The following is a 23,274-nucleotide window of genomic DNA, read 5'->3' as shown; positions in this document are numbered from 1 at the left end:
TGCCCCGCGCATCGGGTATCGCGGGCACATGCGGGCGGCACGACGGCTGAGGCCCGGACCGGCGGGCACCCCGGAGTACGGTCCTGCGGGGGCCCACCAGCCTGTGGTCAGTTCGTGGGCCAGGGCACCTGGGGCGACCTGTAGTAGGTGATGCCCAGGGCGTCCCAGCGGGGTGCCTGGGCCGCCAGCCGTACCTTGTAGGTGTCCCAGTCGTGCGTGGCCGCCGGGGACCAGCCCAGTTCGGCGGCGCCGGGCAGACGGGGGAACGCCATGTAGTCGAGGTCGGCGGACGTCGTCAGGGTCTCCGACCACAGGGGTGCCTCCACGCCCCTGACGGCCGAGTCCGGGGCACCGGGAAGGTAGGCGCCCGGGTTCCAGTCGTAGGACCGCTCGACCTCGACCAGGCCCGCCCAGTCCAGGCCCAGCTTGGTGTCCTTGGTGTACTTCATGTCGAGGTAGACGCGGTCGGCCGGGGAGAGGATCAGACCGGTGCCGTTCTGGGCGGCCTTGACCACCTGGGCCTTGTCGGCCGCGCTGGTGCGGTCCAGGCCCCAGTACTGGGCGAGGGCGCCCTGAGCCGGGTGGGCGCCGGTGAGCTGGTGCCAGCCGATGACCGTCTTGCCGTACTTGGCGACGATCGGCTGCACGCGGTCCATGAAGGTCACGTAGTCGGCGTGGCTGGTGGAGTGCGCCTCGTCGCCGCCGATGTGGAGGTAGCGGCCGGGGGTGAGGGCGGCCAGCTCGCGGACGACGTCGTCCACGAAGTCGTACGTCACCTGCTTGGGCACGCACAGCGAGCTGAAGCCGACCTCCGTGCCGGTGTACAGCGGGGGTGCGGTGCCGTTGCAGTTCAGCTCGGCGTACGAGGCGAGGGCCGCGTTGGAGTGGCCGGGCATGTCGATCTCGGGGACGACCTCCAGATAGCGGGAGGCGGCGTAGGAGACGATCTCCCGGTAGTCGGCCTTGGTGTAGTAGCCGCCCGCGCCGCCGCCGACCTCGGTGGAGCCGCCGTAGGTGGCCAGCCGGGGCCAGGAGTCGACGGCGATGCGCCAGCCCTGGTCGTCGCTGAGGTGCAGGTGCAGCTCGTTGATCTTGTAGAGCGCCAGCTGGTCGATGTACCGCTTGACCTGGGCGACCCCGAAGAAATGCCGGGAGACGTCCAGCATGGCGCCCCGGTAGGAATAGCGGGGGCGGTCCTCCACGGTGCCGCCGGCCACCTCCCAGGGGCCGGGCTGGACGGCCTCCTCCTCGACGGCGGGCGGCAGGAGCTGACGCAGCGTCTGGACGCCGTGGAAGAGGCCGGCGGGGGCGCTCGCGGTGATGGTGACGCCGCCCGCGTCGCTGTGCAGGCGGTAGCCCTCGGCGCCGTAGTCGCCCTGCGCGAGGTGGAGCCGGATGCCTCCGGTGCCGTGATCGGTGAGGGGCAGCGGATAGCCGGTGGAGGGCCGCAGGATGCCGAGAAGATACGCGCCGATCCGGCGGACCTCGGCGGATGCGTCGACGCGGACGCTGCTCGTGCGGGTGATGCGGTACGGGGTCCCGCCGGGCTTGACGGAGGCGGGCGCCGGGACCACCTGGTCCAGCGGCGTGGGGGCGGCCGTCGTCGCCGCCGGTGCCGCGGGTGCCGTACCTAGGGTGAGGACGCCGGCTGCCGCGAGCAGCAGCAGCGATCCGAGGATGCGGGGGGATCGGGGAGTCGTGCTGTGGTTCCGTCTCACATGCGCTCCCTTCGGGTGGGGGGTTCGGCCGTCACGGGTGGCCGAGTCGCCGGTGTGCACCGACAGACATGGTCGAGACCACTCTCCCGCAGATCCGGTGAAACAATCCCTCCATGGCGGAAATCATCCAGAAGGACGGCACCTGGACCTTCGACGGCGACGCCCTGCGGCTCACGCCGGGCCGGGACAAGAACGTGAGCCTGCTCCGCCGGGAGCTGGGCGAACTCGTCGTACCGCTGGGGGCGTTGGCCGGTGTCTCCTTCGAGCAGGGGCGGAAGGCGGGGCGGCTGAGGCTGCGGCTGCGGGACGGGGCCGATCCGCTGACGCAGGCCACCGGCGGGCGGCTGGCCGAGCCGAACGACCCGTATCAGCTGGCGGTGGAGTCCGACCGGTACGGGGTCGCCGAGTACTTCGCCGACGAGGTGCGCAACGCGCTGCTCCTGGACGGGGTTTCACCCGATCCGGTCGCCGGCTATCTGCTGCCGGGGCCGGCGCTGCCGGTGTCCGCCTCCGCCGGGGACGGCACGGCGAGCTTCGACGGGGAGCGCGTGCGGCTGGAGTGGAACTGGAAGACCGAGACCGCCAAGGCCGAGGCCGGCGTCCGGACCATCCCGCTCGCGGACGTCCTCGGCGTGGAGTGGCAGCCGGCGGCCGGACTGGAGAACGGCCACATGCGGATCCTGGTGCGCGGCGCCCCGGCGACGGCGACGCCCAAGTACGACCCGAACGCGGTCGAGCTGTGGGGCTTCAAGAAGGACCCCCTGATGGCCCTGGTGGCCGCGGCCGTGCAGGCACGGCTGCCGCACCCCGCCGCGGCGGCGGACACCCCGAAGGAGCCGCCGGTGCTCGCCGAGGCGCCCGCCGGGGACGACCACGACGCCCTGCTGCGCCGCCTGCGCGAGCTGGGCGAGCTGCACCGCGACGGGGTGCTGACCGACGAGGAGTTCACCCTGGCCAAGCAGGCGGTCCTCCAACGCATGTGAGCGCGGGTGAGGACCGCCCGCGGCGGGCTCGGGGTTACTTGGCCGTGCGGGACACCGTGAAGTGGTCGATGCGGTCGCCGGTCTCGGCGATGCCCGACACGCTCAGGGTGGTCTGGCGGCCCTTCGGCGCGGGGGTGACGTCCACGCGCAGGAAGGAGTAGTTGAGGTAGCGGACCCGGGACCAGGCGACGGTCTCGTTGACCTTGCCGTCCTTGGTGTTGATGAAGGAGGCGACCGAGTCCACCTCGTGCTCGTGGCCCTCGTAGGAGTCCGGGGCGCTGAACGCGTACAGGCTGCGGCCCGCCGCGCCGGCGGTGACGTAGACCACGCCCTCGGTCTCGGGGTAGGCGGTGCCGCCGATCGGGAGCTTCTTGGTGACGGCGCCGGCCTTGATGACGTCGGTGCGCTCGTACTGGTGGTTGTGGCCGTTGATGACCAGGTCCACCTGGTACTTCTCGAACAGCGGCACCCACTCCTGGCGCACGCCCCCCTCCGAGGCGTGCGCCGTGGACGTGCAGTACGCGCAGTGGTGGAAGAACACGACGATGAAGTCGACGTCGTCACAGGCCCGGTACTTCTTCAGCTGGGCCTCGAACCACTTGGTCTGGGTTCCTCCGGATATACCCAGGTTCGCCGGGATCTCGAAGGAGACGTCGTTCGGGTCCAGCGAGATGACCGCGGTGTTGCCGTGCACGAAGGAGTAGACGCCGGGCAGGTTCTTCGCGTCCGGGCCGTTGTCCGGAAGGGTCCAGCGGGCCTCCTCGCCGCCGTAGCCGTTGGGCGAGTACCAGGCCTCCATGTCGTGGTTGCCGTACGAGACCATCCACGGGATCTGCTTGGCGACCGACTCGGTCTGGTACAGGAACTGGTCCCAGGTACGCGAGTCGAAGCCGGTGTCGGTGGTCTTGCCCTGGCCGGCCGGGTCACCGTAGGCGATGTCGCCCGCGTGCAGGTGGAAGGACGGGTTCTGGCCGAGGATCAGGCTGTCGTTGGCCAGGGCGTGGTAGCTGACGCCCTGGTCGCCGAAGGCGGTGAAGGTGAACGGCGCCTTGTGGGCGGGGGCGGTGGTGAAGGTGCCCAGGGTGCCCAGCAGATGCGGCTCGGCCGGGTCGAAGCCCTCGTGGCCGACGCCGTAGTAGTAGGTCCTGCCGGGGCGCAGGTGGGTGAGCTGGGCGTGCAGGTAGTACTGCGTGTGGTCGCCGCTCGCGCCGACGCCGGCCGGGGTGTAGAGGCTGCGGACCTCGGCCTCGATCTTGCGGGAGAGGTCCCAGGGGTGGGCGCCGATGCGGATGAACGGCTTGTTCACGGCGACCGGGACCTGCCAGGAGACGGTCATCTCCGTGCGCGGGTCGTTGCCGTAGGCGAGGTGGCGGCCGAAGGGGGCGACGAGGGCGCCGTCGACCGTCTCCGCGGCGGGGGCGGTCCGCTGGGTCGGCACGGCCGCCTGGGCGGTGGCGCCCGGCACGAACGCGCCACCCGCGACGGCGCCCAGTGTGACCGCGCCACCTCTGATCAGGTTGCGCCGCGAGAATCTGGCGCGCAGGTACTCGTGCTGCTCGGCCATGCTCATGCGCTCGGCCAGCTTCTCGGGTACTCCCATACGTGGAATGTCCATGGCGTCCGAAACTCGTGGGTCCGGGCAACGAGACGCAAGACACAGAGTGGACAGCTTGCGAACAGAGATCCAACAGCACTCACAGCGGGTGGTCTGCCCGAAATCGGGCACGCTCCTTGCGAAACCGTGGCCCGTACCCCAGGATCTACCGGGTGCACGACGAACTTGTTGATCACCTGACGCGGTCCACACCCCTTGCCCGGGGTGAGGCGCTGCGTGTGATCCAGGACGTGCTCGCCTACTTCGACGAGTCGACGGAGGACTACGTCCGCCGCCGTCATCGTGAACTGCAGGCCCAGGGCCTGGTCAACGCCGAGATCTTCGAACGGGTCTCGGCGGACCTCAAGTACCGAGCGGTGGCACCGCCCGAGCTGACGCTCCGGCAGCTGCGCCGCATCGTCTACGGCTAGGAATACCTATATATGTGCGGGATTGTCGGATACATCGGGAAGCGTGACGTAGCCCCGCTGCTGCTCGAAGGGCTGCAGCGGCTGGAATACCGCGGCTACGACTCCGCGGGCATCGCCGTCACCTCCCCGAAGGCGGCCGGCCTGAAGATGGTCAAGGCCAAGGGCCGGGTGCGCGACCTGGAGGCCAAGGTCCCGGCGCGCTTCAAGGGCACCACCGGTATCGCCCACACCCGCTGGGCCACCCATGGCGCCCCGTCCGACATGAACGCCCACCCGCACATGTCGGCCGACAACAAGGTCGCCGTCGTGCACAACGGCATCATCGACAACGCCGCCGACCTGCGCCGCAAGCTGGAGGCGGACGGCGTCGAGTTCCTCTCCGAGACCGACACCGAGGTCCTCACCCACCTCATCGCCCGCTCCACCGCCGAGAAGCTGGAGGACAAGGTCCGCCAGGCGGTCCGGGTGATCGAGGGCACCTACGGCATCGCCGTCCTGCACGCCGACTTCCCCGACCGGATCGTGGTGGCCCGCAACGGCTCCCCGGTCGTCCTCGGCATCGGCGAGAAGGAGATGTTCGTCGCCTCCGACATCGCCGCCCTGGTCATGCACACCCGCCAGATAGTGACTCTGGACGACGGCGAGATGGCCACCCTCAAGGCCGACGACTTCCGCACCTACACCACCGAGGGCACGCGCACCACCGCCGAGCCCACGACCGTGGAGTGGGAGGCCGAGTCGTACGACATGGGCGGCCACGACACCTACATGCACAAGGAGATCTTCGAGCAGGCCGACGCCGTGGACCGCGTGCTGCGCGGCCGCATCGACGACCGCTTCTCCACCGTGCACCTCGGCGGCCTCAACCTGGACGCCCGCGAGGCCCGGCAGATCCGCCGCGTGAAGATCCTCGGCTGCGGCACCTCGTACCACGCGGGCATGATCGGCGCCCAGATGATCGAGGAGCTGGCCCGTATCCCCGCCGACGCCGAGCCGGCCTCCGAGTTCCGCTACCGCAACGCGGTCGTCGACCCCGACACCCTGTACGTCGCCGTCTCCCAGTCCGGTGAGACCTACGACGTCCTCGCCGCCGTCCAGGAGCTGAAGCGCAAGGGCGCCAAGGTCTTCGGCGTCGTCAACGTCGTCGGCTCGGCGATCGCCCGCGAGGCGGACGCCGGGATCTACGTCCACGCGGGCCCCGAGGTCTGCGTGGTCTCGACGAAGTGCTTCACGAACATGACGGTGGCCTTCGCCCTGCTCGCCCTGCACCTGGGCCGCACCCGTGACCTCTCGGTCCGCGACGGCAAGCGGATCATCGAGGGGCTGCGCAAGCTGCCGGAGCAGATCACCGAGATCCTCAAGCAGGAGGAGAAGGTCAAGGAGCTGGCCGAGCTGTACGCCGACGCCCGCTCGATGCTCTTCATCGGCCGCGTCCGGGGTTACCCGGTGGCCCGCGAGGCCTCCCTGAAGCTCAAGGAGGTCTCCTACATCCACGCCGAGGCCTACCCCGCCTCCGAGCTGAAGCACGGCCCGCTGGCCCTGATCGAGCCGGCCCTGCCGACGGTGGCGATCGTCCCCGACGACGACCTGCTGGAGAAGAACCGCGCGGCCCTGGAGGAGATCAAGGCCCGCAGCGGCAAGATCCTCGCGGTGGCCCACCAGCACCAGGACAAGGCCGACCAGACGATCGTCGTCCCGAAGAACGAGGACGAACTGGACCCCATCCTGATGGGCATCCCGCTCCAGCTGCTGGCGTACCACACGGCGAAGGCCCTCGGCCGGGACATCGACAAGCCGAGGAACCTCGCGAAGTCGGTGACGGTGGAGTAGGCACCGGCCCAGGCGCGAAAAGGACCCCCGCGTGTGCCACCGGCACGCGGGGGTCCTTTCTGTGCCGCTCGGACTCAGCCGGTGGCCGTCACCCCCCGGCCGGCGGCACGCCGGGGAAGCACCGTCGGCCAGTGCGCGACCGCGGCCGTCGCCGCGTACCAGGCGACGGCACCCGAGACAGCGGCCACCCAGCCGCCCACCTTGGCCAGGGAAGAGCTGTCGGCGAAGGCCGCCACGGCCAGCACCAGCATCGCCAGGAACAGCAGGCCGTGCATGACCTGGCCCAGGCCGTCCCCGCCGGCGAGGGTCAGTGTGAGCGCCACGAGGGCGAACAGAAGCAGGAAGAGCCCGGCGGCGTGGGCGGAGGAGTGAGCGCCGACCGCCCAGGTGAACCACAGCGCGCCCAGGGCCGCGAAGCCCGTACCGGAGACGCTGTCGCCGCCGCGGAGGGCCAGCAGGCCGACCAGGAACAGGGCGACTCCGCCCACGTAGTGGGCGAGTGAGACGGCGTCGGCCGCGGCCACACCGTGGATGACGCCGGTCGTACCGAGGCCGAACGCCAACAGGGTGATTCCCAGGGCGAGTCGGCCGACCACGGTAGTGCTTCCCGTTCCCGCAGAGACTTCGTTGTCCACGGCGGGCTCCCTTCGTGCTGTGCGGTTGCGCGGTGACCGGTATATGCCCTTCACAAGGGCACAAACCACCTCTACGCGCGAGTAGTTTCGCACTGGACCATCGCGGTCTCCGTGCCGCACAAGGGAGTTGAGCGGGTCAGGGGATGACGATCACGGGCCGCTTCGCCCGCTTGGCGAGCCGCCCCGCCACGGAGCCGAAGAGCCGGCCGACGATGCCGTGCGTGGACCCGACGACGATCGCGTCGGCCTCGTACTCGCGCCCCACCTCTTCGAGTTCGTGGCAGATGTCCCCGCCGCGCTCCACCAGGATCCACGGCACCTCGGCCAGATAGTCCGCGCACGCCAGCTCCAGCCCGAGGACCTCGGTGCGGTGGTCCGGCACGTCGACGAAGACGGGTGGCTCGCAGCCGGCCCAGACAGTGGTGGGCAGCCGGTTGGCGACATGGACGATGATCAGGCCGGACCGGGAGCGGTGGGCCATGCCGATGGCGTAGGCGAGGGCTCGCTCACTGGAGGTGGAGCCGTCGAAGCCGACGACGACTCCGTGCCGGAAGGCGGGGTCGCAAGAAGGACGTGACTCTTCCGCCGCCAGGGGATCGGCCGCCGTGGGGTCGGCGACCGGCCGCTTGCGGTCCGCGGGTTCGAAGAATTCGTGACCGGCCATGGCTGTCTCGGCGTTGTGATCCTTTATGGGTGGGATGACAGTGTGCGGCGGAGCTGTGTCCGGGAAACATCTTCCCAACCCCATACCCCCAAGGGTACGGCGGCACGCCTCCTGAGCCCAGTTCTCGCGCACGCTCCGTAAGCGGTCCCCGACATCCGTAGGGGTTCACCGGAGCATGCACGAGCCGCGCCCGTAACGCAATGGTTGCTGCCCCGTACAGGCGGTTTGCACAGGATTCACAGACGTACGTCCGGTGACCGACCGCTCGAACAGACGTTGAACACCCTGAGCCACCGCCACAGGGAGTACGAGTGATGCCCGGTCCCCGATCCACCTCCGATCCGCACCCCGCGCCGGACACCGTGAGTGATGTGATTCGCTGGGCCGCCTTCAGCTGCGTCCTCGTCCCCGTGGTGCTGGTCTGGTACGGCACCTCGCTGGCCGGCGCGGCGGGCGCGGCGCTGGGCCTGGCGGCCGTCACGACCGTGTGCCGGTACCTGCTGCGCCGGTCCGAGCGGTGCGCCGAGCGGAGCCGGCGTGGCACCAGGCGTTGCGCCAAGCAAAGGGGCGGACGCCACACGCGCAGGCGGACACCGGTCGACTGACCTGTTTCCGTACCCCCGAGCGCATCTTTTCAGCCAACTTCTGAATGTCGCCGCACAGGGGCTCCAACCACCCTCCACCCCCCGTTCGACCTGCAGAGAAAGGGTCTAGGGGCGGCTGCGCACCCTACGCGGTTTGGCCACTGCGACAAGGCGCACTTCCCTGCACGCTCCGCGAGTGCAACGCTTCGTGATCGAATGCTTCACGCCAAGTTGTCATGTCGACAATTCGGGCGTGTGGGACTGGTCACCGTGAGACCGCGGGAGCCAGTAGATTCGATCTTGACTGTCTTTACGGCGGGGGACTCGTGCAGGACCGAGGGGAAACGTGCAGGAGCGACACAACCGAGGAGCCGCGACCACCGAGGGGGGCTTAGCAGTATGAGCCACGACTCCACTGCCGCGCCGGAAACCGCGGCCCGGAAACTATCCGGGCGACGCCGCAAGGAGATCGTCGCGGTGCTGCTGTTCAGCGGCGGCCCCATCTTCGAGAGTTCCATTCCGCTGTCGGTGTTCGGAATCGACCGCCAGGACGCCGGTGTCCCGCGCTACCGCTTGCTGGTGTGCGCCGGGGAGGAGGGCCCGCTGCGGACCACAGGGGGCCTGGAACTCACCGCGCCGCATGGACTGGAGGCGATATCGCGCGCCGGGACGGTCGTCGTACCGGCCTGGCGTTCGATCACCGCACCACCGCCGGACGACGCGCTCGACGCACTGCGCCGGGCGCACGAGGAGGGTGCCCGGATCGTCGGGCTGTGCACGGGCGCGTTCGTGCTCGCGGCAGCCGGACTGCTGGACGGACGCCCGGCGACCACCCACTGGATGTACGCGCCGACGCTGGCCAAGCGCTATCCGTCGGTGCACGTCGATCCACGTGAGCTGTTCGTCGACGACGGCGACGTGCTCACGTCGGCGGGTACGGCGGCCGGAATCGATCTCTGTCTCCACATCGTGCGGACGGACCACGGCAACGAGGCGGCCGGCGCGCTCGCCCGGCGTCTGGTGGTCCCACCGCGCCGCAGCGGCGGCCAGGAGCGCTATCTCGACAGATCTTTACCAGAGGAGATCGGCGCCGACCCGCTCGCCGAGGTCGTCGCCTGGGCGCTGGAACACCTCCACGAGCAGTTCGACGTGGAGACCCTGGCGGCACGCGCCTATATGAGCCGCCGTACGTTCGACCGCCGGTTCCGCTCGCTGACCGGCAGCGCGCCGCTGCAGTGGCTGATCACCCAGCGGGTGCTGCAGGCACAGCGACTGCTGGAGACGTCGGACTACTCCGTGGACGAGGTGGCGGGCCGCTGCGGCTTCCGCTCCCCCGTCGCGCTGCGCGGGCACTTCCGCCGCCAGCTCGGCTCGTCCCCCGCCGCCTACCGGGCCGCCTACCGGGCCCGCCGGCCGCAGGGTGACAGGCCGACCGACACGGAGCCGCCGATGCCCGCGCCCGGCCAGCCGGGCCCGCCCATGGGCCTGGCCGGTTCCGCACCGGTGGGCCACGGGCCCGCCGTACTGCACCCGGACCGGGACAGCGGCGTACCGATGCAGAGCCGCCGGACGGCGGCGGGCGCGGTGGGTCTGCTGCCGGGGCCGCGCAGCGGTAACTGAGAGAAGGGAAGGGGGGCGAGCACCGGCTCGCCCCCCTTTTCCTTTTCAGCGCCCCGCAGAGACGCGGGGCGCTATCCGCGGGCGGCCGCGCCGACCGACGGCCCATCCCCGCCGAGCACGGGGGCACCGAAAAGCTCAGGTCCGCTTTAGGGTGGTCGCATGAACGATCGCATGGTGTGGATCGACTGCGAGATGACCGGCCTCTCGCTGTCCGACGACGCTCTCATCGAGGTGGCCGCCCTCGTCACCGACTCCGAGCTGAACGTACTCGGCGAGGGGGTGGACATCGTCATCCGCCCGCCGGAGCGGGCGCTGGAGACGATGCCGGAGGTGGTGCGTCAGATGCACACCGCGTCCGGGCTGCTCGCCGAACTGGAGAACGGTACGACCCTCCAGGACGCCGAGGAGCAGGTCCTCGCGTACGTGAAGGAGTACGTGAAGGAGCCCGGCAAGGCCCCGCTGTGCGGCAACTCCGTCGGCACCGACCGCGGCTTCCTGCTGCGGGACATGCCCACCCTGGAGGACTGGCTCCACTACCGGATCGTCGACGTCTCCTCCGTCAAGGAGCTGGCCCGCCGCTGGTACCCGAGGGCCTACTTCAACAGCCCGGAGAAGAACGGCAACCACCGGGCCCTCGCCGACATCCGCGAGTCGATCGCCGAGCTGCGCTACTACCGCGAGGCCGTCTTCGTCCCGCAGCCCGGCCCGGACTCCGACACCGCGAAGGCGATCGCCGCCAAGCACGTCCTGCCCGCGCGGTAGGCCCCGAGGAGAGGGGCTCGCGAAAACGTGTGCGCGAGCACCCCTTCGGACCCTGTAGACTTCTTCTCGGCCGGTCGGGGAAACGACAAGTTCCACCGCCGGTCATGGTGGGTGTAGCTCAGCTGGTAGAGCACCTGGTTGTGGTCCAGGATGCCGCGGGTTCGAGTCCCGTCACTCACCCTCACCGATCAGCCGGTGACTCCGTCGCAAGACGGGTCACCGGCTGATTCTTTTGTGCCGTACCACCACCGGGCCCGCCCCGCAGCGGCACCTCTAGTCGGCGAGGAGACGGGAGGTGCCGGTGCCCATGGTGGCGAGCGCCAGCGTCCCGGCCGTCAGCAGGAGCGTGCCGAGCACCGGGAACACCTTGTACCGGCCGGTGCGGGACATGACCTTCCCGGCGAGGTGGGAGGCGATCACCACGGGGATCATCATCGGCAGCAGGAGCAGCCCGGAACTGGTCGCCGTGGCGCCCTGGACACTCTGCTGGAACAGGGGCAGATAGCGCGCCGACCCGAACATCACCACGCCGACCGCCGCCAACAGGCCGATGCCGAGCGGGAAGTTGCGGTGGCCGTGAACACCCGGGGCGGCAGCACGGGTTCGCTCACACGCCGCTCGACGGTGACGAACACCACCGTACCGAGGACGGCCACCGCGCCGAGGGCGAGGATCCGCCAGGACGTCCAGGCGTACGTCGTACCGGCCCAGGTAGGACGGCCGCGCCGGTCGCGGTCGCGAGGACGGCGATGCCCGCCCAGTCGATGCGCGGCCGGGCCTTCAGGGCCCGCTCCGGCAGCCGCAGCGTCAGCTGGACCCAGGCCAGGGCGACGATGCCGAGCGGCAGATCGACGTAGAACGCCCAGCGCCAGCCGAGGTGTCCGGTGACCAGGCCGCCGACCAGAGGCCCGCCGACCACGCCGAGGGCCATCACGGAGGCGGTCATGCCCTGGTAGCGGCCCCGCTTCCGGGGCGGCACGAGCACGCCGATCAGGGCGAACCCGCCGGCGGCCGGTCCGCCCGCGCCGATGCCCTGCAGGGCGCGGAACCCGATCAGCCGGGTCATCGAGGGGGCCGCGCCGGCGAACAGCGAGGACCGCAGGAAGAGCGCGATCGAGCGGGTTCCTGCGACCCAGAACGGCACACCGATTCACTATGTGCAACGAGTCAACTTTTCTCATGGGGCAACTTTGCTGGGTACGCTACGGACCATGACGGAGACGACGGAGCCACTGGGCCGCCGCGAACGCAAGAAGGCCGCGACCCGCCAGGCACTGGCGGACGCGGCGCTGGAGCTGTTCCTGGAGCGCGGCTTCGACGCGGTGAGCATCCGGGACATCGCGGAGGCGGCCGACGTCTCCACGACGACCCTGTTCAAGCACTTCCCGAGCAAGGAAGCGCTGCTGTTCGACATGGACGCGGACGTGGAACAGGCACTGGTCGCCGCCGTACGCGACCGCGCGCCCGGCACCCCGCTCCTGGAGGCCCTGCGCACGCACATGCTGCAGGCCCGGGCGTTCAAGTCCGAGTACGACGAGCAGATCGCCACGTTCCAGCGGCTGGTCGCCAGTACCCCCGCGCTGGTGGAGTACCACCGGCGCATGTGGATGCGGCACGAACGCGCCCTGGCCGAGGCGATCGCCGCCGACACGGGCGCCCCCGCCGACGACCCGGCCTGCGCCGCCCTGGCCCATCTCGCCCTGGAGGCCCGGTCCCTCGCCACCGCGGCCACCGACCGGCTGGCCGCCGTCAACGCGGCCTTCGACCTGCTGGAGCGGGGCTGGGAGGCGGCGCGCGGCGCGCAGGGGCGGACCTCATGACGCGGGACGCCCGGACCACGGGCCCCGAGAGCGCCGGGACGAAACGCCGGATCTTCCCGCTCCTGGCGGTGGCGGGCCTCGCCTACGTGATCGACCTGTGCAGCAAGCTGCTCGTCGTCTCACGGCTGGAGCACCACGCCCCGGTCCAGGTGATCGGCACCTGGATGGAGCTGCGGGTCTCCCGGAACGCGGGCGCCGCCTTCAGCACGGGCACGGCGATGACCTTCGTGTTCACGGCCATCGCCGCGGCGGTCGTCGTCGTCATCGCCCGTCTGGCGCGCAAGCTGTACAGCACTCCGTGGGCCGTGGCCCTCGGGCTGCTGCTGGGCGGCGCGGCCGGCAATCTGACGGACCGTCTCTTCCGGGCGCCGGGCCACCTGCAGGGCGCGGTGGTCGACTTCATCTCCGTCCGCGGCTTCAGCGTCATGAACCTGGCGGACTGGGCGATCGTCTGCGGCGGGGCGCTGATCGTCCTGTTCTCCCTGCTGGGCTGGGAGATGAGCGGCACCGCACGACCTGACGCCACGGCGCACGGCCGCTGAGAGCCCGGGCGCGCCACCGCTGCGGCGGGCCGGCAGCGGCCTCGGCCGCCTCGCCGCCCGCTACGAAGACGTCCGCGCCACCAGTTCCGTCGGCAGCACCGCGTGCCGCCGCTCCAGGCCCCGGGACACGGGCGGGCGGCGGTCGGCGATCTCCGTGAGGAGCAGGTCGATCATCGCCCGGCCCATCTCCTCGATGGGCTGGCGCACGCTGGTGAGCGGCGGGTCCATATGGCGGGCGATGGCGGAGTCGTCGTAGCCGACCAGTGCCACGTCGTCCGGGATGCGGCGGCCCGTCTCACGCAGCACCTGCCGGGCACCGGCCGCCATCACGTCCGAGCCCGCGAAGACCGCGTCCAGGTCCGGGCGCCGGTCCAGCAGCAGCGTCATGGCCCGTCGGCCGCCCTCCTCCGTGAAGTCCCCCGGCTCGACGAGGAGTTCGTCCACCCCCCGGCCCGCGTCGCGCAGGGCGTCGCGGTAGCCGTCGAGGCGGCGCTGGGCGCCGTAGACGTCGGGGCGGCCGGTGATGTGGGCGATGCGGGTACGGCCCCGGGACAGCAGGTGTTCCACGGCCGAGCGGGCGCCGCCGTAGTTGTCCGAGTCCACCGAGGTGAGCGTCTCGCCGGCCGAGCGGGGGCCGCTGATCACGGCCGGGATCTCCAGCTGGGCCAGCAGGTCGGGCAGCGGGTCGTCGGCGTGCACCGAGACCAGCAGCACGCCGTCCACCCGGTGCGCCGCCAGGTACTGGGCCAGGCGCTGCCGCTCCCGGTCGCTGCCCGCGAAGATCAGCAGCAGCTGCATCTCGGTGTCGGACAGCTGGGAGCCGACACCGCGCAGCATGTCCGAGAAGTACGGCTCGGCGAAGAACCGGGTCTCCGGCTCCGGGACGACGAGGGCGATGGCGTCGGTGCGGTTGGCGGCCAGGGCACGGGCCGCCGTGTTGGGCACATAGCCGAGTTCGGCCACGGCGGCCTCGACCGCGGCACGGGTGGCGTCGCTGACCCGGGGCGAGCCGTTGATCACCCGCGAGACCGTGCCCCGGCCGACCCCGGCCCGGGCGGCGACCTCCTCGAGCGTGGGCCGACCTCCGCTGCGGCCCCGCGCTCCGTGGCTTGCCATGCGCCCCGCCTTTCTCGCCGCGTCCACTGTGCCGGCCGAATGTAACAGCACCGTCCGACGCGGCTGCCGGCCCTCACGTGCCGCCCGGCGACGGCGGTTAACGCTCAGATAACTGAAGGCAGTTGCTCCGTCCGCTCCCTTGACACCCCGCCCCGGAGCGACGACTCTTCAACACATCACTGATGGGAGCGCTCCCACACTACCTGACACCTACACAACCCGCACGTTCCCCGCCCGAGCCGCAGCGAGTACGAACGGGCCCGTTTTCCATGCAGTTGGCCGGGGGGTCGGCACGTCAGGCAACAGGAGGACGCAATGCGCACGAGCATCCGCCGGTCCCAGCGGCTGATGGCCCTCGCGGCCGTCGCCGCACTGACCACGGGGCTGCTGGCCGGCTGCGCCAAGGACTCGGACGACGACGCGTCGGACGGCTCCGGCGGCGGAAACGGCAGTGGTAAGGGCAAGATCACGCTGACCATCGGCACCTTCGGCGTCTTCGGCTACAAGCAGGCCGGCCTCTACGACGAGTACATGAAGCTGCATCCGGACATCAGCATCAAGGAAAACGTGACCACCCGTACCGACGTGTACTGGCCGAAGGTGCTCACCCGTCTGCAGGCCGGCTCCGGCACGGACGACATCGAGGCCATCGAGATCGGCAACATCACCGAGGCCGTGCAGACCCAGGGGGACAAGTTCGTCGACCTGGGCAAGGAGGTCGACAAGTCGCAGTGGCTGGACTGGAAGAACGCCCAGGCCACGACCAAGGACGGCAAGCTCATCGGGCTCGGCACCGACGTCGGCCCGATGGCCGTCTGCTACCGCAAGGACCTGTTCCAGCAGGCCGGGCTGCCGACCGACCGGACCAAGCTCGCCCAGATGTGGAAGGGCGACTGGAGCAAGTACGTCGACGTCGGCAAGCAGTACATGAAGAAGGCGCCCAAGGGCACCAAGTTCGTGGACTCGGCCTCGTCCGTCTACATGGCGGCGCTGGGCGGTGCGAGCGAGCGGTACTACGACAAGGACGGCAACGTCGTCTGGGACAGGTCCGCGGGCGTGAAGAAGGCCTGGGACGCCGCCATGACCGTCGCGACCAGCGACATGTCGGCCAAGCTGAAGCAGTTCGACCCGACCTGGGACCAGGGCTTCGCCAACGGCACCTTCGCCTCCGTCGCCTGCCCGGCCTGGATGATCGGCTACATCGAGCAGAAGTCCGGTGACTCCGGCAAGGGCAAGTGGGACGTGGCGGCGGCCCCGGCGGCGTCCAACTGGGGCGGCTCCTTCCTCGGTGTGCCGACCGCGACCAGGCACCAGAAGGAGGCCGTCGCGCTGGCGAAGTGGCTGACCGCGCCCGAGCAGCAGGCGAAGGTCTTCGCCAAGCAGGCCAGCTTCCCGTCGACCCCGTCGGTGTACTCGAACCTGAAGCCGCAGGCCGACACCACGGCGTACTTCTCGGGCGCCCCGCTCACCCAGATCTTCTCCGACTCGGCGAAGACCATCCCCGCGCAGCCCCTCGGCACCAAGGACAAGCCGATCGACAACGCGTTCAGCGACGTCGGCATCCTCCAGGTCGAGCAGAAGGGCAAGTCGCCCGCGCAGGGCTGGGACGCCGCGAAGAACGAGATCAAGGACGTGCTCGGCCAGTGACCAGCCCCAAGCAGGCTCTCGCGCACTCCGCGTCGAGCGCCGAGGCCGCGCCCGGCACCCCGCCGGGCGCGGCCCGGGGCGCTCGGGGTCGCGGTACGCCGGCGGGCGCCGACTCCTGGCGCAGCCGGTTGTACCGCTGGGACATGAAGGCGTCGCCGTACGCGTTCGTGTCGCCGTTCTTCGTCCTGTTCGCGGCGTTCACCCTGGTGCCGCTGCTCTACACGGCCTGGTACTCCCTGCACCACGTGCAGCTGTCCGCGCTGGACCACCAGACCTGGGCGGGCCTGGACAACTACAAGAACCTGTGGTCCTCGGACTTCTTCTGGAACGCCCTGAGGAACACCCTGACCATCGGTGTCATCTCGACCGTGCCGCAGCTGCTCGCGGCGCTCGGCCTCGCCCACCTGCTGAACTACCGACTGCGCGGCTCCACCGTCTGGCGTGTGGTGATGCTGACCCCGTACGCCACCTCGGTGGCGGCGGCGACCCTGGTGTTCACGCTGCTGTACTCCTGGGACGGCGGCATGGTCAACTGGCTGCTGCACTTCCTCGGGTTCGGCCCCGTCAACTGGCGTGAGTCCGACTGGGGTTCGCAGTTCGCGGTGTCGTCGATCGTGATCTGGCGGTGGACGGGCTACAACGCGCTGATCTACCTCGCCGCGATGCAGGCGATCCCGACGGACCTGTACGAGTCGGCGGCGCTCGACGGCGCGAACCGCTGGCAGCAGTTCCGGCATGTGACCGTCCCGCAGCTGCGTCCGACGATCCTGTTCACGGTCGTCGTGTCGACCATCGGCGCGACCCAGCTCTTCGGTGAGCCCCTGCTGTTCGGCGGGGTCAGCGGGTCCAAGGGCGGGTCCGAGCACCAGTACCAGACGCTCGGTCTGTACATGTACGACCAGGGCTGGATCATCGGCAACCTCGGCAAGGCGTCCGCGATCGCCTGGTCGATGTTCCTGATCCTGCTGGTCATCGCCGCGATCAACCTGCTGCTGACCCGACGGCTGAGGAAGTCCCAATGACCACCAGCGAACTGACCCTGCCCCGGAGTCCCGGTCGGACGCGGCGGTCCCGGGGCCGCGGGGGCGCCGGCAAGCAGCTGCACGCGGGCCCTCTGACGTACGTCGTGCTCACCGTGTTCGCGCTGGTCTCCCTGGCCCCGCTGGTGTGGACGGCGATCGCCGCCTCCCGCACCTCCCACCGGCTGGACGAGACCCCGCCGCCGCTGTGGTTCGGCGGCAATCTGTTCAGGAACCTCCAGTCGGCCTGGGACCAGGCGGGGCTCGGCACCGCGATGTTCAACTCGGTGATCGTGGCGGGCACCATCACGGTGAGCACGGTGCTGTTCTCCACCCTGGCCGGGTTCGCCTTCGCCAAGCTGCGGTTCCGCTTCTCCGGCCTGCTGTTGCTGCTGACCATCGGCACGATGATGATCCCGCCGCAACTGGCAGTCGTACCGCTGTACCTGTGGATGTCGGATCTCGGCTGGTCGAACCAGCTGCAGACGGTGATCCTGCCGAGTCTGGTGACGGCGTTCGGCACCTTCTTCATGCGCCAGTACCTGGTGCAGGCGCTGCCGACCGAGCTGATCGAGGCGGCCCGGGTGGACGGCGCGAGCAGCGTCCGGATCGTGTGGCACGTGGTCTTCCCCGCCGCGCGGCCCGCGATGGCGGTGCTCGGCCTGCTGACGTTCGTCTTCGCCTGGAACGACTTCCTGTGGCCGATCATCGCCCTGAACCAGCAGAACCCGACCGTGCAGGTGGCCCTGAACTCGCTCGGCACCGGCTATGTCCCGGACCAGGCGGTGATCATGGCGGGCGCGCTGCTCGGCACGCTGCCGCTGCTGCTCGCGTTCGTCCTGTTCGGCAAGCAGATCGTGGGCGGGATCATGCAAGGCGCGATCAAGGGCTGACGTCTCCTTCCCAGGGGGCCGGGCCACCGCCGCCCCGGCCCCTCGGCCACCACTACGCCAGGTCTCCTCCGACCCCCATGGGAGCGCTTCCATGCCTGAACCCGTTACCTCCGTGACCTTTCCTCCCGCCTTCCTCTGGGGCGCCGCGACCTCGGCGTACCAGATCGAGGGGGCGGTGCGGGAGGACGGCCGTACGCCCTCGATCTGGGACACCTTCAGCCATACGCCGGGCAGGACGGCCGGCGGCGAGACCGGTGACATCGCCGTCGACCACTACCACCGCTACCGCGACGACGTGGCGCTGATGGCGGAGCTGGGCCTGACCGCGTACCGCTTCTCGGTCTCCTGGTCCCGGGTGCAGCCCACGGGCCGGGGCCCGGCGGTCCAGCGCGGCCTGGACTTCTACCGCCGTCTGGTGGACGAGCTCCTCGCCCATGGGATCAAACCGGCGCTCACCCTCTACCACTGGGACCTGCCGCAGGAGCTGGAGGACGCGGGCGGCTGGCCGCAGCGGGACACCGCGTTCCGGTTCGCCGAGTACGCCCGGCTGGTCGGCGAGGCGCTGGGTGACCGGGTGGAGCAGTGGATCACCCTCAACGAGCCCTGGTGCAGCGCCTTCCTGGGCTACGGCTCCGGTGTGCACGCCCCGGGCCGCACCGACCCGGCGGCCTCCCTGCGCGCCGCCCACCACCTGAACCTGGCGCACGGCCTGGCGGCCTCGGCGCTGCGCTCGGTGATGCCGGCCCGGAACGAGGTCGCGATCAGCCTCAACTCGTCGGTCGTACGGCCCCTTTCCGAGGACTCGGCCGACCTCGCGGCGGCGCGCCGGATCGACGACCTGGCCAACGGGATCTTCCACGGCCCGATGCTGCACGGGGCGTACCCCGCGTCACTGCTGGAGGCAACGTCCTCGGTCACCGACTGGTCGTACGTCCAGGACGGCGACACGCGCACGATCAACGCCCCGCTGGACGCGCTGGGCCTGAACTACTACACCCCGGCCCTGGTGTCGGCCGCGCCCGGCGGGGTCGGGGGCCCGCGCGCGGACGGCCACGGCGCCAGCGAGCACTCCCCCTGGCCGGGCGCCGACGACGTGCGGTTCCACCAGACGCCGGGCGAGCGCACGGAGATGGGCTGGACGATCGATCCGACGGGCCTGTACGACCTGATCACGCGGTACACGAGGGAGGCACCCGGACTGCCCCTGTACGTCACGGAGAACGGGGCCGCCTACGACGACAAGCCCGACCCCGACGGTCGTGTGCACGACCCCGAGCGCATCGCGTACCTGCACGGCCATCTCTCCGAGGTCCGCCGGGCCATCGCGGACGGCGCCGACGTCCGGGGCTACTACCTGTGGTCGCTGATGGACAACTTCGAGTGGGCGTACGGCTACGGCAAGCGGTTCGGGGCGGTCTACGTGGACTACGCGACGCTGCGGCGAACACCGAAGTCGAGCGCCCGGTGGTACGGGGAGGCGGCACGGACGGGGGTGTTGCCGGGGGTGGAGCCGCGCATCTGAGGACGCCGGAAGGGGTACGGCACCCGCCTTGGGTGCCGTACCCCGCGTCCGCCGGGCCCCGCCCCGCCGGATGCCCCGACGCCGCCGGCCCGCTCTCCGCTCGCGCCGTCCGGCGTGTCAGTTGAAGGCGCCGAACGCCTTCGCGAAGGCGTTCTTGTCCTGGGCGATCGAGCTGCAGGTGGCGTCGGCGGTGGGCTTGGTGCCGCCGGCGCACTGCTTGTCGCGGGTCGCGGACCACATCGACAGGCCGCCGAGGCCCTTGGACTTCGCGAAGCCGGCCAGCTGGGTGGCGTCGTCCACCGTGAAGACCTCGGAGGAGACGTCGTTGACACCGATCATCGGGGTGACCGCGACGGTCTTCCAGGCGGCGGAGTCGGACCGGCCCAGGACGCTCTTGACCTGCGCCTGGGTGGCGGTCGCGGCCTGCTCGGCGTAGGTGCCCATGTCGCCGTTGTACGAGGGGCCGTAGTCCATCGCCATGATGTTGACCGTGCTGATCTCCACGCCGTTCGACTTGGCGTCGGACAGGAGGTTCACGCCGTCCTGGGTGAGGCCCTCGGGCATCACCGGGAGGGTGAAGGAGACGTCCAGGTCCGGGTGCTGGGCCTGGAGCTTGGCTATCGCCTTCGCCCGGAGCGTGTTGGCGGCCGCGTTCGGCAGTGCGCCGCCCTCGACGTCGAAGTCGACCTTGGTGAGCTTGAACGCGTCGACCGCCTTGCCGTACGCCGCCGCCAGCGCGTCGGCCGAGGAGCAGGTGGTGGCCAGTTCGGAGCCGGAGGCGCCGCCGAAGGAGACCCGGACGTCACCGCCCTCGGCGCGCAGGGAGCCGATCTGCGCGGCGACGCCGTCGCTGGTCAGGTCGGTCACGCCGCCCCATTTGGGGGTGCAGCCGCCGCCGTCGGTGACGAAGGCCAGGTTGTAGTTCTTCACGCCGGTCGCGTCGGCCGCGCCGAGCAGGTCGAACGCGGGGTAGAGGGAGGTGTCGACGTACGGGGCGAAGCGGGCGGAGGCGGTGGTGCCGCTGCCCGTTCCGCTGCCGGTCGTCCGGGAGGCGGTCGGGGTCGGGGTGGCGGTCCGGGTCGGGGTAGGCGTGCTCCCGGTCGGGGTGGCGGTCGGCGCCGGCGGCCGGGTCGCGGTGGGACGGCCGCTCGGCTCGGGGGTGGGGCTCGCGTCCGCGGAACACTGGGCCGTGTCGATACGACAGCCGGTCGGGGCGCCCTTGCCGTCGACCACGAAGCCGACGGTCACCGACTTGCCGGGGGCGAGGCCCTCGGTGTCCCACTTCGCGGGCTTCACGGTGACATGCGTGCCGCTGACGCTCGACTCGGCGTTCCACAGGGAGCTGAGCCTGGCGCCCGCCGGGAGGTCGAACTCCAGCGTCCAGGTCTTCTCCTGCTGCCCGCTGTTGTTGGTGACGACGTACTGGGCGGTGTAGCCGGTGGACCAGTCGCTGGTCCTGGTGTACGCGGCGTTCACGCCGGCCGCGTTGGCGGTGCCGGTGAGCAGGAGCGCGCCACCGCCGACGACGGCCGCGGCGACGAGGCCGCCTATCGCCTTGTTCCTGCCACTGATCCTGCGCCGGTGCGTGCTCATGCGCGTGCCTGCCTTCGCTGTTCACGGGGTGGGGGTGCGGCAGCACGCTAGCGATCCGGAATCGGGCAAACGACCTGATAGGGACGGCCGTTGCAGACCTTAGGGTTCGCTTAAGGAAGGGATCGGGGACGATTAATGGTCGAGACCAGTCAGGACCGGTTTGCCCGATCGGCGTCTGCGCACCCGCCCGCGCGCCACCGGCTTGCGCCCGTCCAGCTGGAACCAGATCCGCACCTCGGTGCCGCCCAGCACCGAGGAGCCGATGCGGACGTCCCCGCCGGTGGACTCGGCGAGCCGGCGCACGATGTCGAGGCCGAGACCGGTCGAGCCGGTGTTCCCGGAGCCGCGGCCACGGGCCATCGCGGCGCCGGGGTCGGGTATGCCGGGGCCCGCGTCGGAGACCAGCACGATCACCGCGTCCTCGCCGTTGTGCACGTCGACCGCGAAGGCGGTGCCCTCGGCGGTGTGCCGGAAGACATTGCCGAGCAGGGCGTCGAGGGCCGCGGCCAGGTCGGGGCGGGCCACGGGTACGCGCACCGGCCGCTCGACGCCGGCCACCCGCCACTTGCGGCCCTCGTCCTCGGCGAGCGCGGACCAGAACCCCATGCGTTCGCGCACCACTTCGGCCGCGTCGCATCCGGCGCCGGGCCCGGCCGCGGCCGTCTGCGGCTTGGCCTCCCGGGCCGTACGGATGATGGTGTCGACCTCGCGCTCCAGCTGGGCGACGGCGGCCCGGGTCTGCTCGGCGGCCGGTCCGCCGCCCAGGGAGGCCGCGTTGAGCCGCAGGACGGTGAGCGGGGTGCGCAGCCGGTGGGAGAGGTCCGCCGCCAGCTCCCTCTCGTTGGCGAGGAGCTGGACGACCTGGTCGGCCATGGCGTTGAACGCCACCGCCGCCAGCCGCAGTTCGTTCGGGCCGTCCTCCGGCACCCGGGCGCCCAGCCTGCCCTCGCCCAGTTCTTGCGCGCCCCGGACCAGCCGCTGGGCGGGCCGCACCATGCGCACCCCGAGCCGGTCGGCGACCGCGACCGAGCCGACGACCAGCGCCAGTCCGACGGCCGTGAGCACCGCCCAGGCGGTGCCGACACCGTGGGTCACCTCGGACTCGGGGACGTAGACCTCGACGACCGCTATGGCGGCGGAGCCGAGCGCGACCGGCTGGAGCAGCGTGAAGCCGCCGGAGACGGAGGTCGTGGAGGCGCGGCCCATCTTGCGCACCGCCTGGATGTCGCGGCCGGCGGCGCGCTGTCTGCCGAGGTCGAGGGCGGGCCGGCCGTCGGTGGCGGGCAGATGGACGGCCATGCCGGAGTCGGCGCCGGCGGAGGCGACGACGCGCTCCAGTTTGTCCCGGTCGGTGGTGATGGACAGCGCGGGCGCCACCGCGGCGGCCTGCCGCTCGGCGCCTGCGAACGCCCGGTCGCGGGCCATCTCCTTGACGACCAGCCCGAGCGGGACCGCGAAGGCGACCACGACCATCGTGGTGACCGCCAGGCAGACCTTGACCAGGGCCCATCTCATCGCGCCGGCTCCCCCTCGCGCCCGTCGGCCGGGGGTTCGATCTTCACGCCGACGCCCCGGAGGGTGTGCAGATAGCGCGGCCGGGCGGCCGTCTCCCCCAGCTTCCGGCGCAGCCAGGACAGATGCACATCGATGGTCTGGTCGTCGCCGTAGGACTGCTGCCAGACCTCGGCGAGGAGTTCCTTGCGCGCGACGACGACCCCGGGGCGGCCGGCGAGGAAGGCGAGCAGGTCGAACTCGCGGCGGGTGAGGTCGAGGCGGACGCCGTCCAGTTCGGCCTGGCGGCGCAGCGGGTCCACGGTCAGGCCGCCGACGCGGAGCACGGACGAGGGCGGGGCCTCCGCGCCGCCGGAGCGGGCCCGGCGCAGTACGGCCGCGATCCGGGCGGAGAGGTGCTCGACGGAGAACGGCTTGGTCAGGTAGTCGTCCGCGCCGGCGTTGAGCAGCCGGACGACCTCCGTCTCGTCGTCCCGGGCGGTGGCGATGATGACGGGCACGTCGGTGATGCCGCGGAGCATCTTCAGCGCCTCGGAGCCGTCCAGGTCCGGCAGTCCGAGGTCCAGGATGACCACGTCGAAGGGGAAATGCGCGACCTCGCGCAGCGCCTCCAGCGCCGTACCGACACTGCGCACGGTGTGTGCGGCGTCGGTCAGATGCCGGATGAGCGCCGAGCGTACGAACTGGTCGTCCTCGACCACGAGCACACTTGCCATGCGCCGCACCGTACGCCATGCGGAGCACACCGGGCGGGCGCCTGTGGACAACTCGGAGCATGTGCGCACCGCG

22 protein-coding genes and 1 tRNA gene are annotated in these 23,274 nt (G+C 70.9%); 13 read left to right on the top strand and 10 right to left on the bottom strand.

The features are described from left to right. Positions 1–107: 107 nt before the first annotated feature. On the bottom strand, positions 108–1,718 hold the full coding sequence (locus IO33_RS0102865) for a beta-N-acetylhexosaminidase (RefSeq protein ID WP_031159746.1): 1,611 nt from the start codon (positions 1,716–1,718) through the stop codon (positions 108–110). A gap of 113 nt (positions 1,719–1,831) precedes the next feature. On the opposite strand from IO33_RS0102865, the gene IO33_RS0102860 reads away from it, so the two are divergent. After that, a complete protein-coding gene (locus IO33_RS0102860) occupies positions 1,832–2,701 on the top strand; it encodes a DUF4429 domain-containing protein (protein ID WP_031159744.1) in 870 nt (289 codons plus the stop codon). 34 nt (positions 2,702–2,735) lie between these two features. Here IO33_RS0102860 and IO33_RS0102855 read toward each other — a convergent pair whose 3' ends face one another. Next, positions 2,736–4,301, bottom strand: coding sequence for a purple acid phosphatase family protein (locus IO33_RS0102855; protein WP_031159741.1), 1,566 nt, complete (start codon positions 4,299–4,301; stop codon positions 2,736–2,738). Positions 4,302–4,468: 167 nt separating this feature from the next. On the opposite strand from IO33_RS0102855, the gene IO33_RS0102850 reads away from it, so the two are divergent. Both IO33_RS0102850 and glmS read left to right on the top strand, forming a co-directional pair. Further along, positions 4,469–4,726, top strand: a complete 258-nt coding sequence (locus IO33_RS0102850) for a hypothetical protein (protein ID WP_031159739.1) — start codon at positions 4,469–4,471, stop codon at positions 4,724–4,726. Between the two features lie 12 nt (positions 4,727–4,738). Beyond that, positions 4,739–6,556, top strand: coding sequence for a glutamine--fructose-6-phosphate transaminase (isomerizing) (gene glmS / locus IO33_RS0102845; protein ID WP_031159736.1), 1,818 nt, complete (start codon positions 4,739–4,741; stop codon positions 6,554–6,556). 74 nt (positions 6,557–6,630) lie between these two features. Here the strand turns inward: glmS and IO33_RS0102840 are convergent, their stop codons facing one another. After that, a complete protein-coding gene (locus IO33_RS0102840) occupies positions 6,631–7,191 on the bottom strand; it encodes a GPR1/FUN34/YaaH family transporter (protein WP_031159733.1) in 561 nt (186 codons plus the stop codon). A 136-nt stretch (positions 7,192–7,327) separates the two neighbouring features. After that, positions 7,328–7,855 (bottom strand): universal stress protein, encoded by a 528-nt coding sequence (locus IO33_RS0102835; RefSeq protein WP_031159731.1) that lies wholly within the window; start codon positions 7,853–7,855, stop codon positions 7,328–7,330. Positions 7,856–8,169: 314 nt separating this feature from the next. Between IO33_RS0102835 and IO33_RS0102830 the strand changes: the two genes are divergently transcribed. The 4 genes from IO33_RS0102830 to IO33_RS0102815 all read left to right on the top strand — a co-directional run bounded on the left by IO33_RS0102830 (position 8,170) and on the right by IO33_RS0102815 (position 11,001). After that, positions 8,170–8,460: a hypothetical protein gene (locus tag IO33_RS0102830; protein WP_209438793.1), complete on the top strand. Its 291-nt coding sequence runs from the start codon at positions 8,170–8,172 to the stop codon at positions 8,458–8,460. 378 nt (positions 8,461–8,838) lie between these two features. After that, positions 8,839–10,059: a GlxA family transcriptional regulator gene (locus IO33_RS0102825; protein ID WP_031159727.1), complete on the top strand. Its 1,221-nt coding sequence runs from the start codon at positions 8,839–8,841 to the stop codon at positions 10,057–10,059. Positions 10,060–10,218: 159 nt separating this feature from the next. Next, positions 10,219–10,821, top strand: a complete 603-nt coding sequence (gene orn / locus IO33_RS0102820; RefSeq protein ID WP_031159725.1) for an oligoribonuclease — start codon at positions 10,219–10,221, stop codon at positions 10,819–10,821. Positions 10,822–10,928: 107 nt separating this feature from the next. Next, a tRNA-His gene (locus IO33_RS0102815) sits at positions 10,929–11,001 on the top strand. 93 nt (positions 11,002–11,094) lie between these two features. Here IO33_RS0102815 and IO33_RS52065 read toward each other — a convergent pair. Then, entirely contained in the window at positions 11,095–11,364 is a 270-nt protein-coding gene (locus IO33_RS52065) for a hypothetical protein (protein ID WP_051926366.1), read from the bottom strand. A 64-nt stretch (positions 11,365–11,428) separates the two neighbouring features. Beyond that, positions 11,429–11,965, bottom strand: coding sequence for an MFS transporter (locus tag IO33_RS52060; protein WP_051926365.1), 537 nt, complete (start codon positions 11,963–11,965; stop codon positions 11,429–11,431). Positions 11,966–12,032: 67 nt separating this feature from the next. Here IO33_RS52060 and IO33_RS0102805 point away from each other — a divergent pair, with 67 nt between their 5' ends. Both IO33_RS0102805 and IO33_RS0102800 read left to right on the top strand, forming a co-directional pair. Further along, positions 12,033–12,641, top strand: coding sequence for a TetR/AcrR family transcriptional regulator (locus IO33_RS0102805; RefSeq protein ID WP_031159722.1), 609 nt, complete (start codon positions 12,033–12,035; stop codon positions 12,639–12,641). After that, positions 12,638–13,183, top strand: coding sequence for a signal peptidase II (locus tag IO33_RS0102800; RefSeq protein ID WP_037684822.1), 546 nt, complete (start codon positions 12,638–12,640; stop codon positions 13,181–13,183). Before IO33_RS0102805 ends, IO33_RS0102800 begins: the two co-directional genes overlap by 4 nt. A 60-nt stretch (positions 13,184–13,243) precedes the next feature. Here IO33_RS0102800 and IO33_RS0102795 read toward each other — a convergent pair whose 3' ends face one another. Next, the gene (locus IO33_RS0102795; RefSeq protein ID WP_031159718.1) at positions 13,244–14,299 is read right to left on the bottom strand and encodes a LacI family DNA-binding transcriptional regulator; all 1,056 of its coding nucleotides are present in this window, start codon (positions 14,297–14,299) and stop codon (positions 13,244–13,246) included. A gap of 315 nt (positions 14,300–14,614) precedes the next feature. Between IO33_RS0102795 and IO33_RS0102790 the strand changes: the two genes are divergently transcribed. From IO33_RS0102790 to IO33_RS0102775, 4 genes are all read left to right on the top strand, one after another. Beyond that, entirely contained in the window at positions 14,615–15,946 is a 1,332-nt protein-coding gene (locus tag IO33_RS0102790) for an ABC transporter substrate-binding protein (RefSeq protein ID WP_031159716.1), read from the top strand. Beyond that, positions 15,943–16,968 carry a carbohydrate ABC transporter permease gene (locus tag IO33_RS0102785; RefSeq protein ID WP_031159713.1) on the top strand — a complete coding sequence of 342 codons (1,026 nt, stop codon included), beginning with the start codon at positions 15,943–15,945 and terminating at the stop codon, positions 16,966–16,968. The genes IO33_RS0102790 and IO33_RS0102785 overlap by 4 nt, the downstream gene beginning before the upstream one ends. Beyond that, the gene (locus IO33_RS0102780; RefSeq protein WP_031159712.1) at positions 16,965–17,858 is read left to right on the top strand and encodes a carbohydrate ABC transporter permease; all 894 of its coding nucleotides are present in this window, start codon (positions 16,965–16,967) and stop codon (positions 17,856–17,858) included. Before IO33_RS0102785 ends, IO33_RS0102780 begins: the two co-directional genes overlap by 4 nt. Before the next feature lie 91 nt (positions 17,859–17,949). Further along, positions 17,950–19,380 carry a GH1 family beta-glucosidase gene (locus IO33_RS0102775; RefSeq protein WP_031159710.1) on the top strand — a complete coding sequence of 477 codons (1,431 nt, stop codon included), beginning with the start codon at positions 17,950–17,952 and terminating at the stop codon, positions 19,378–19,380. A gap of 117 nt (positions 19,381–19,497) precedes the next feature. Here IO33_RS0102775 and IO33_RS0102770 read toward each other — a convergent pair whose 3' ends face one another. The 3 genes from IO33_RS0102770 to IO33_RS0102760 all read right to left on the bottom strand — a co-directional run bounded on the left by IO33_RS0102770 (position 19,498) and on the right by IO33_RS0102760 (position 23,201). After that, positions 19,498–20,973: a glycoside hydrolase family 18 protein gene (locus tag IO33_RS0102770; protein WP_031159709.1), complete on the bottom strand. Its 1,476-nt coding sequence runs from the start codon at positions 20,971–20,973 to the stop codon at positions 19,498–19,500. A gap of 132 nt (positions 20,974–21,105) precedes the next feature. Then, entirely contained in the window at positions 21,106–22,488 is a 1,383-nt protein-coding gene (locus IO33_RS0102765) for a sensor histidine kinase (protein ID WP_031159708.1), read from the bottom strand. Continuing rightward, positions 22,485–23,201 (bottom strand): response regulator transcription factor, encoded by a 717-nt coding sequence (locus tag IO33_RS0102760; RefSeq protein ID WP_031159707.1) that lies wholly within the window; start codon positions 23,199–23,201, stop codon positions 22,485–22,487. The genes IO33_RS0102765 and IO33_RS0102760 overlap by 4 nt, the downstream gene beginning before the upstream one ends. Between the last annotated feature and the right edge of the window lie 73 nt (positions 23,202–23,274).

The organism is Streptomyces durhamensis (assembly GCF_000725475.1).
GTDB classification, from domain to species: Bacteria; Actinomycetota; Actinomycetes; order Streptomycetales; family Streptomycetaceae; genus Streptomyces; species Streptomyces filipinensis.
This window is presented reverse-complemented; position numbering and strand designations above follow the sequence as displayed.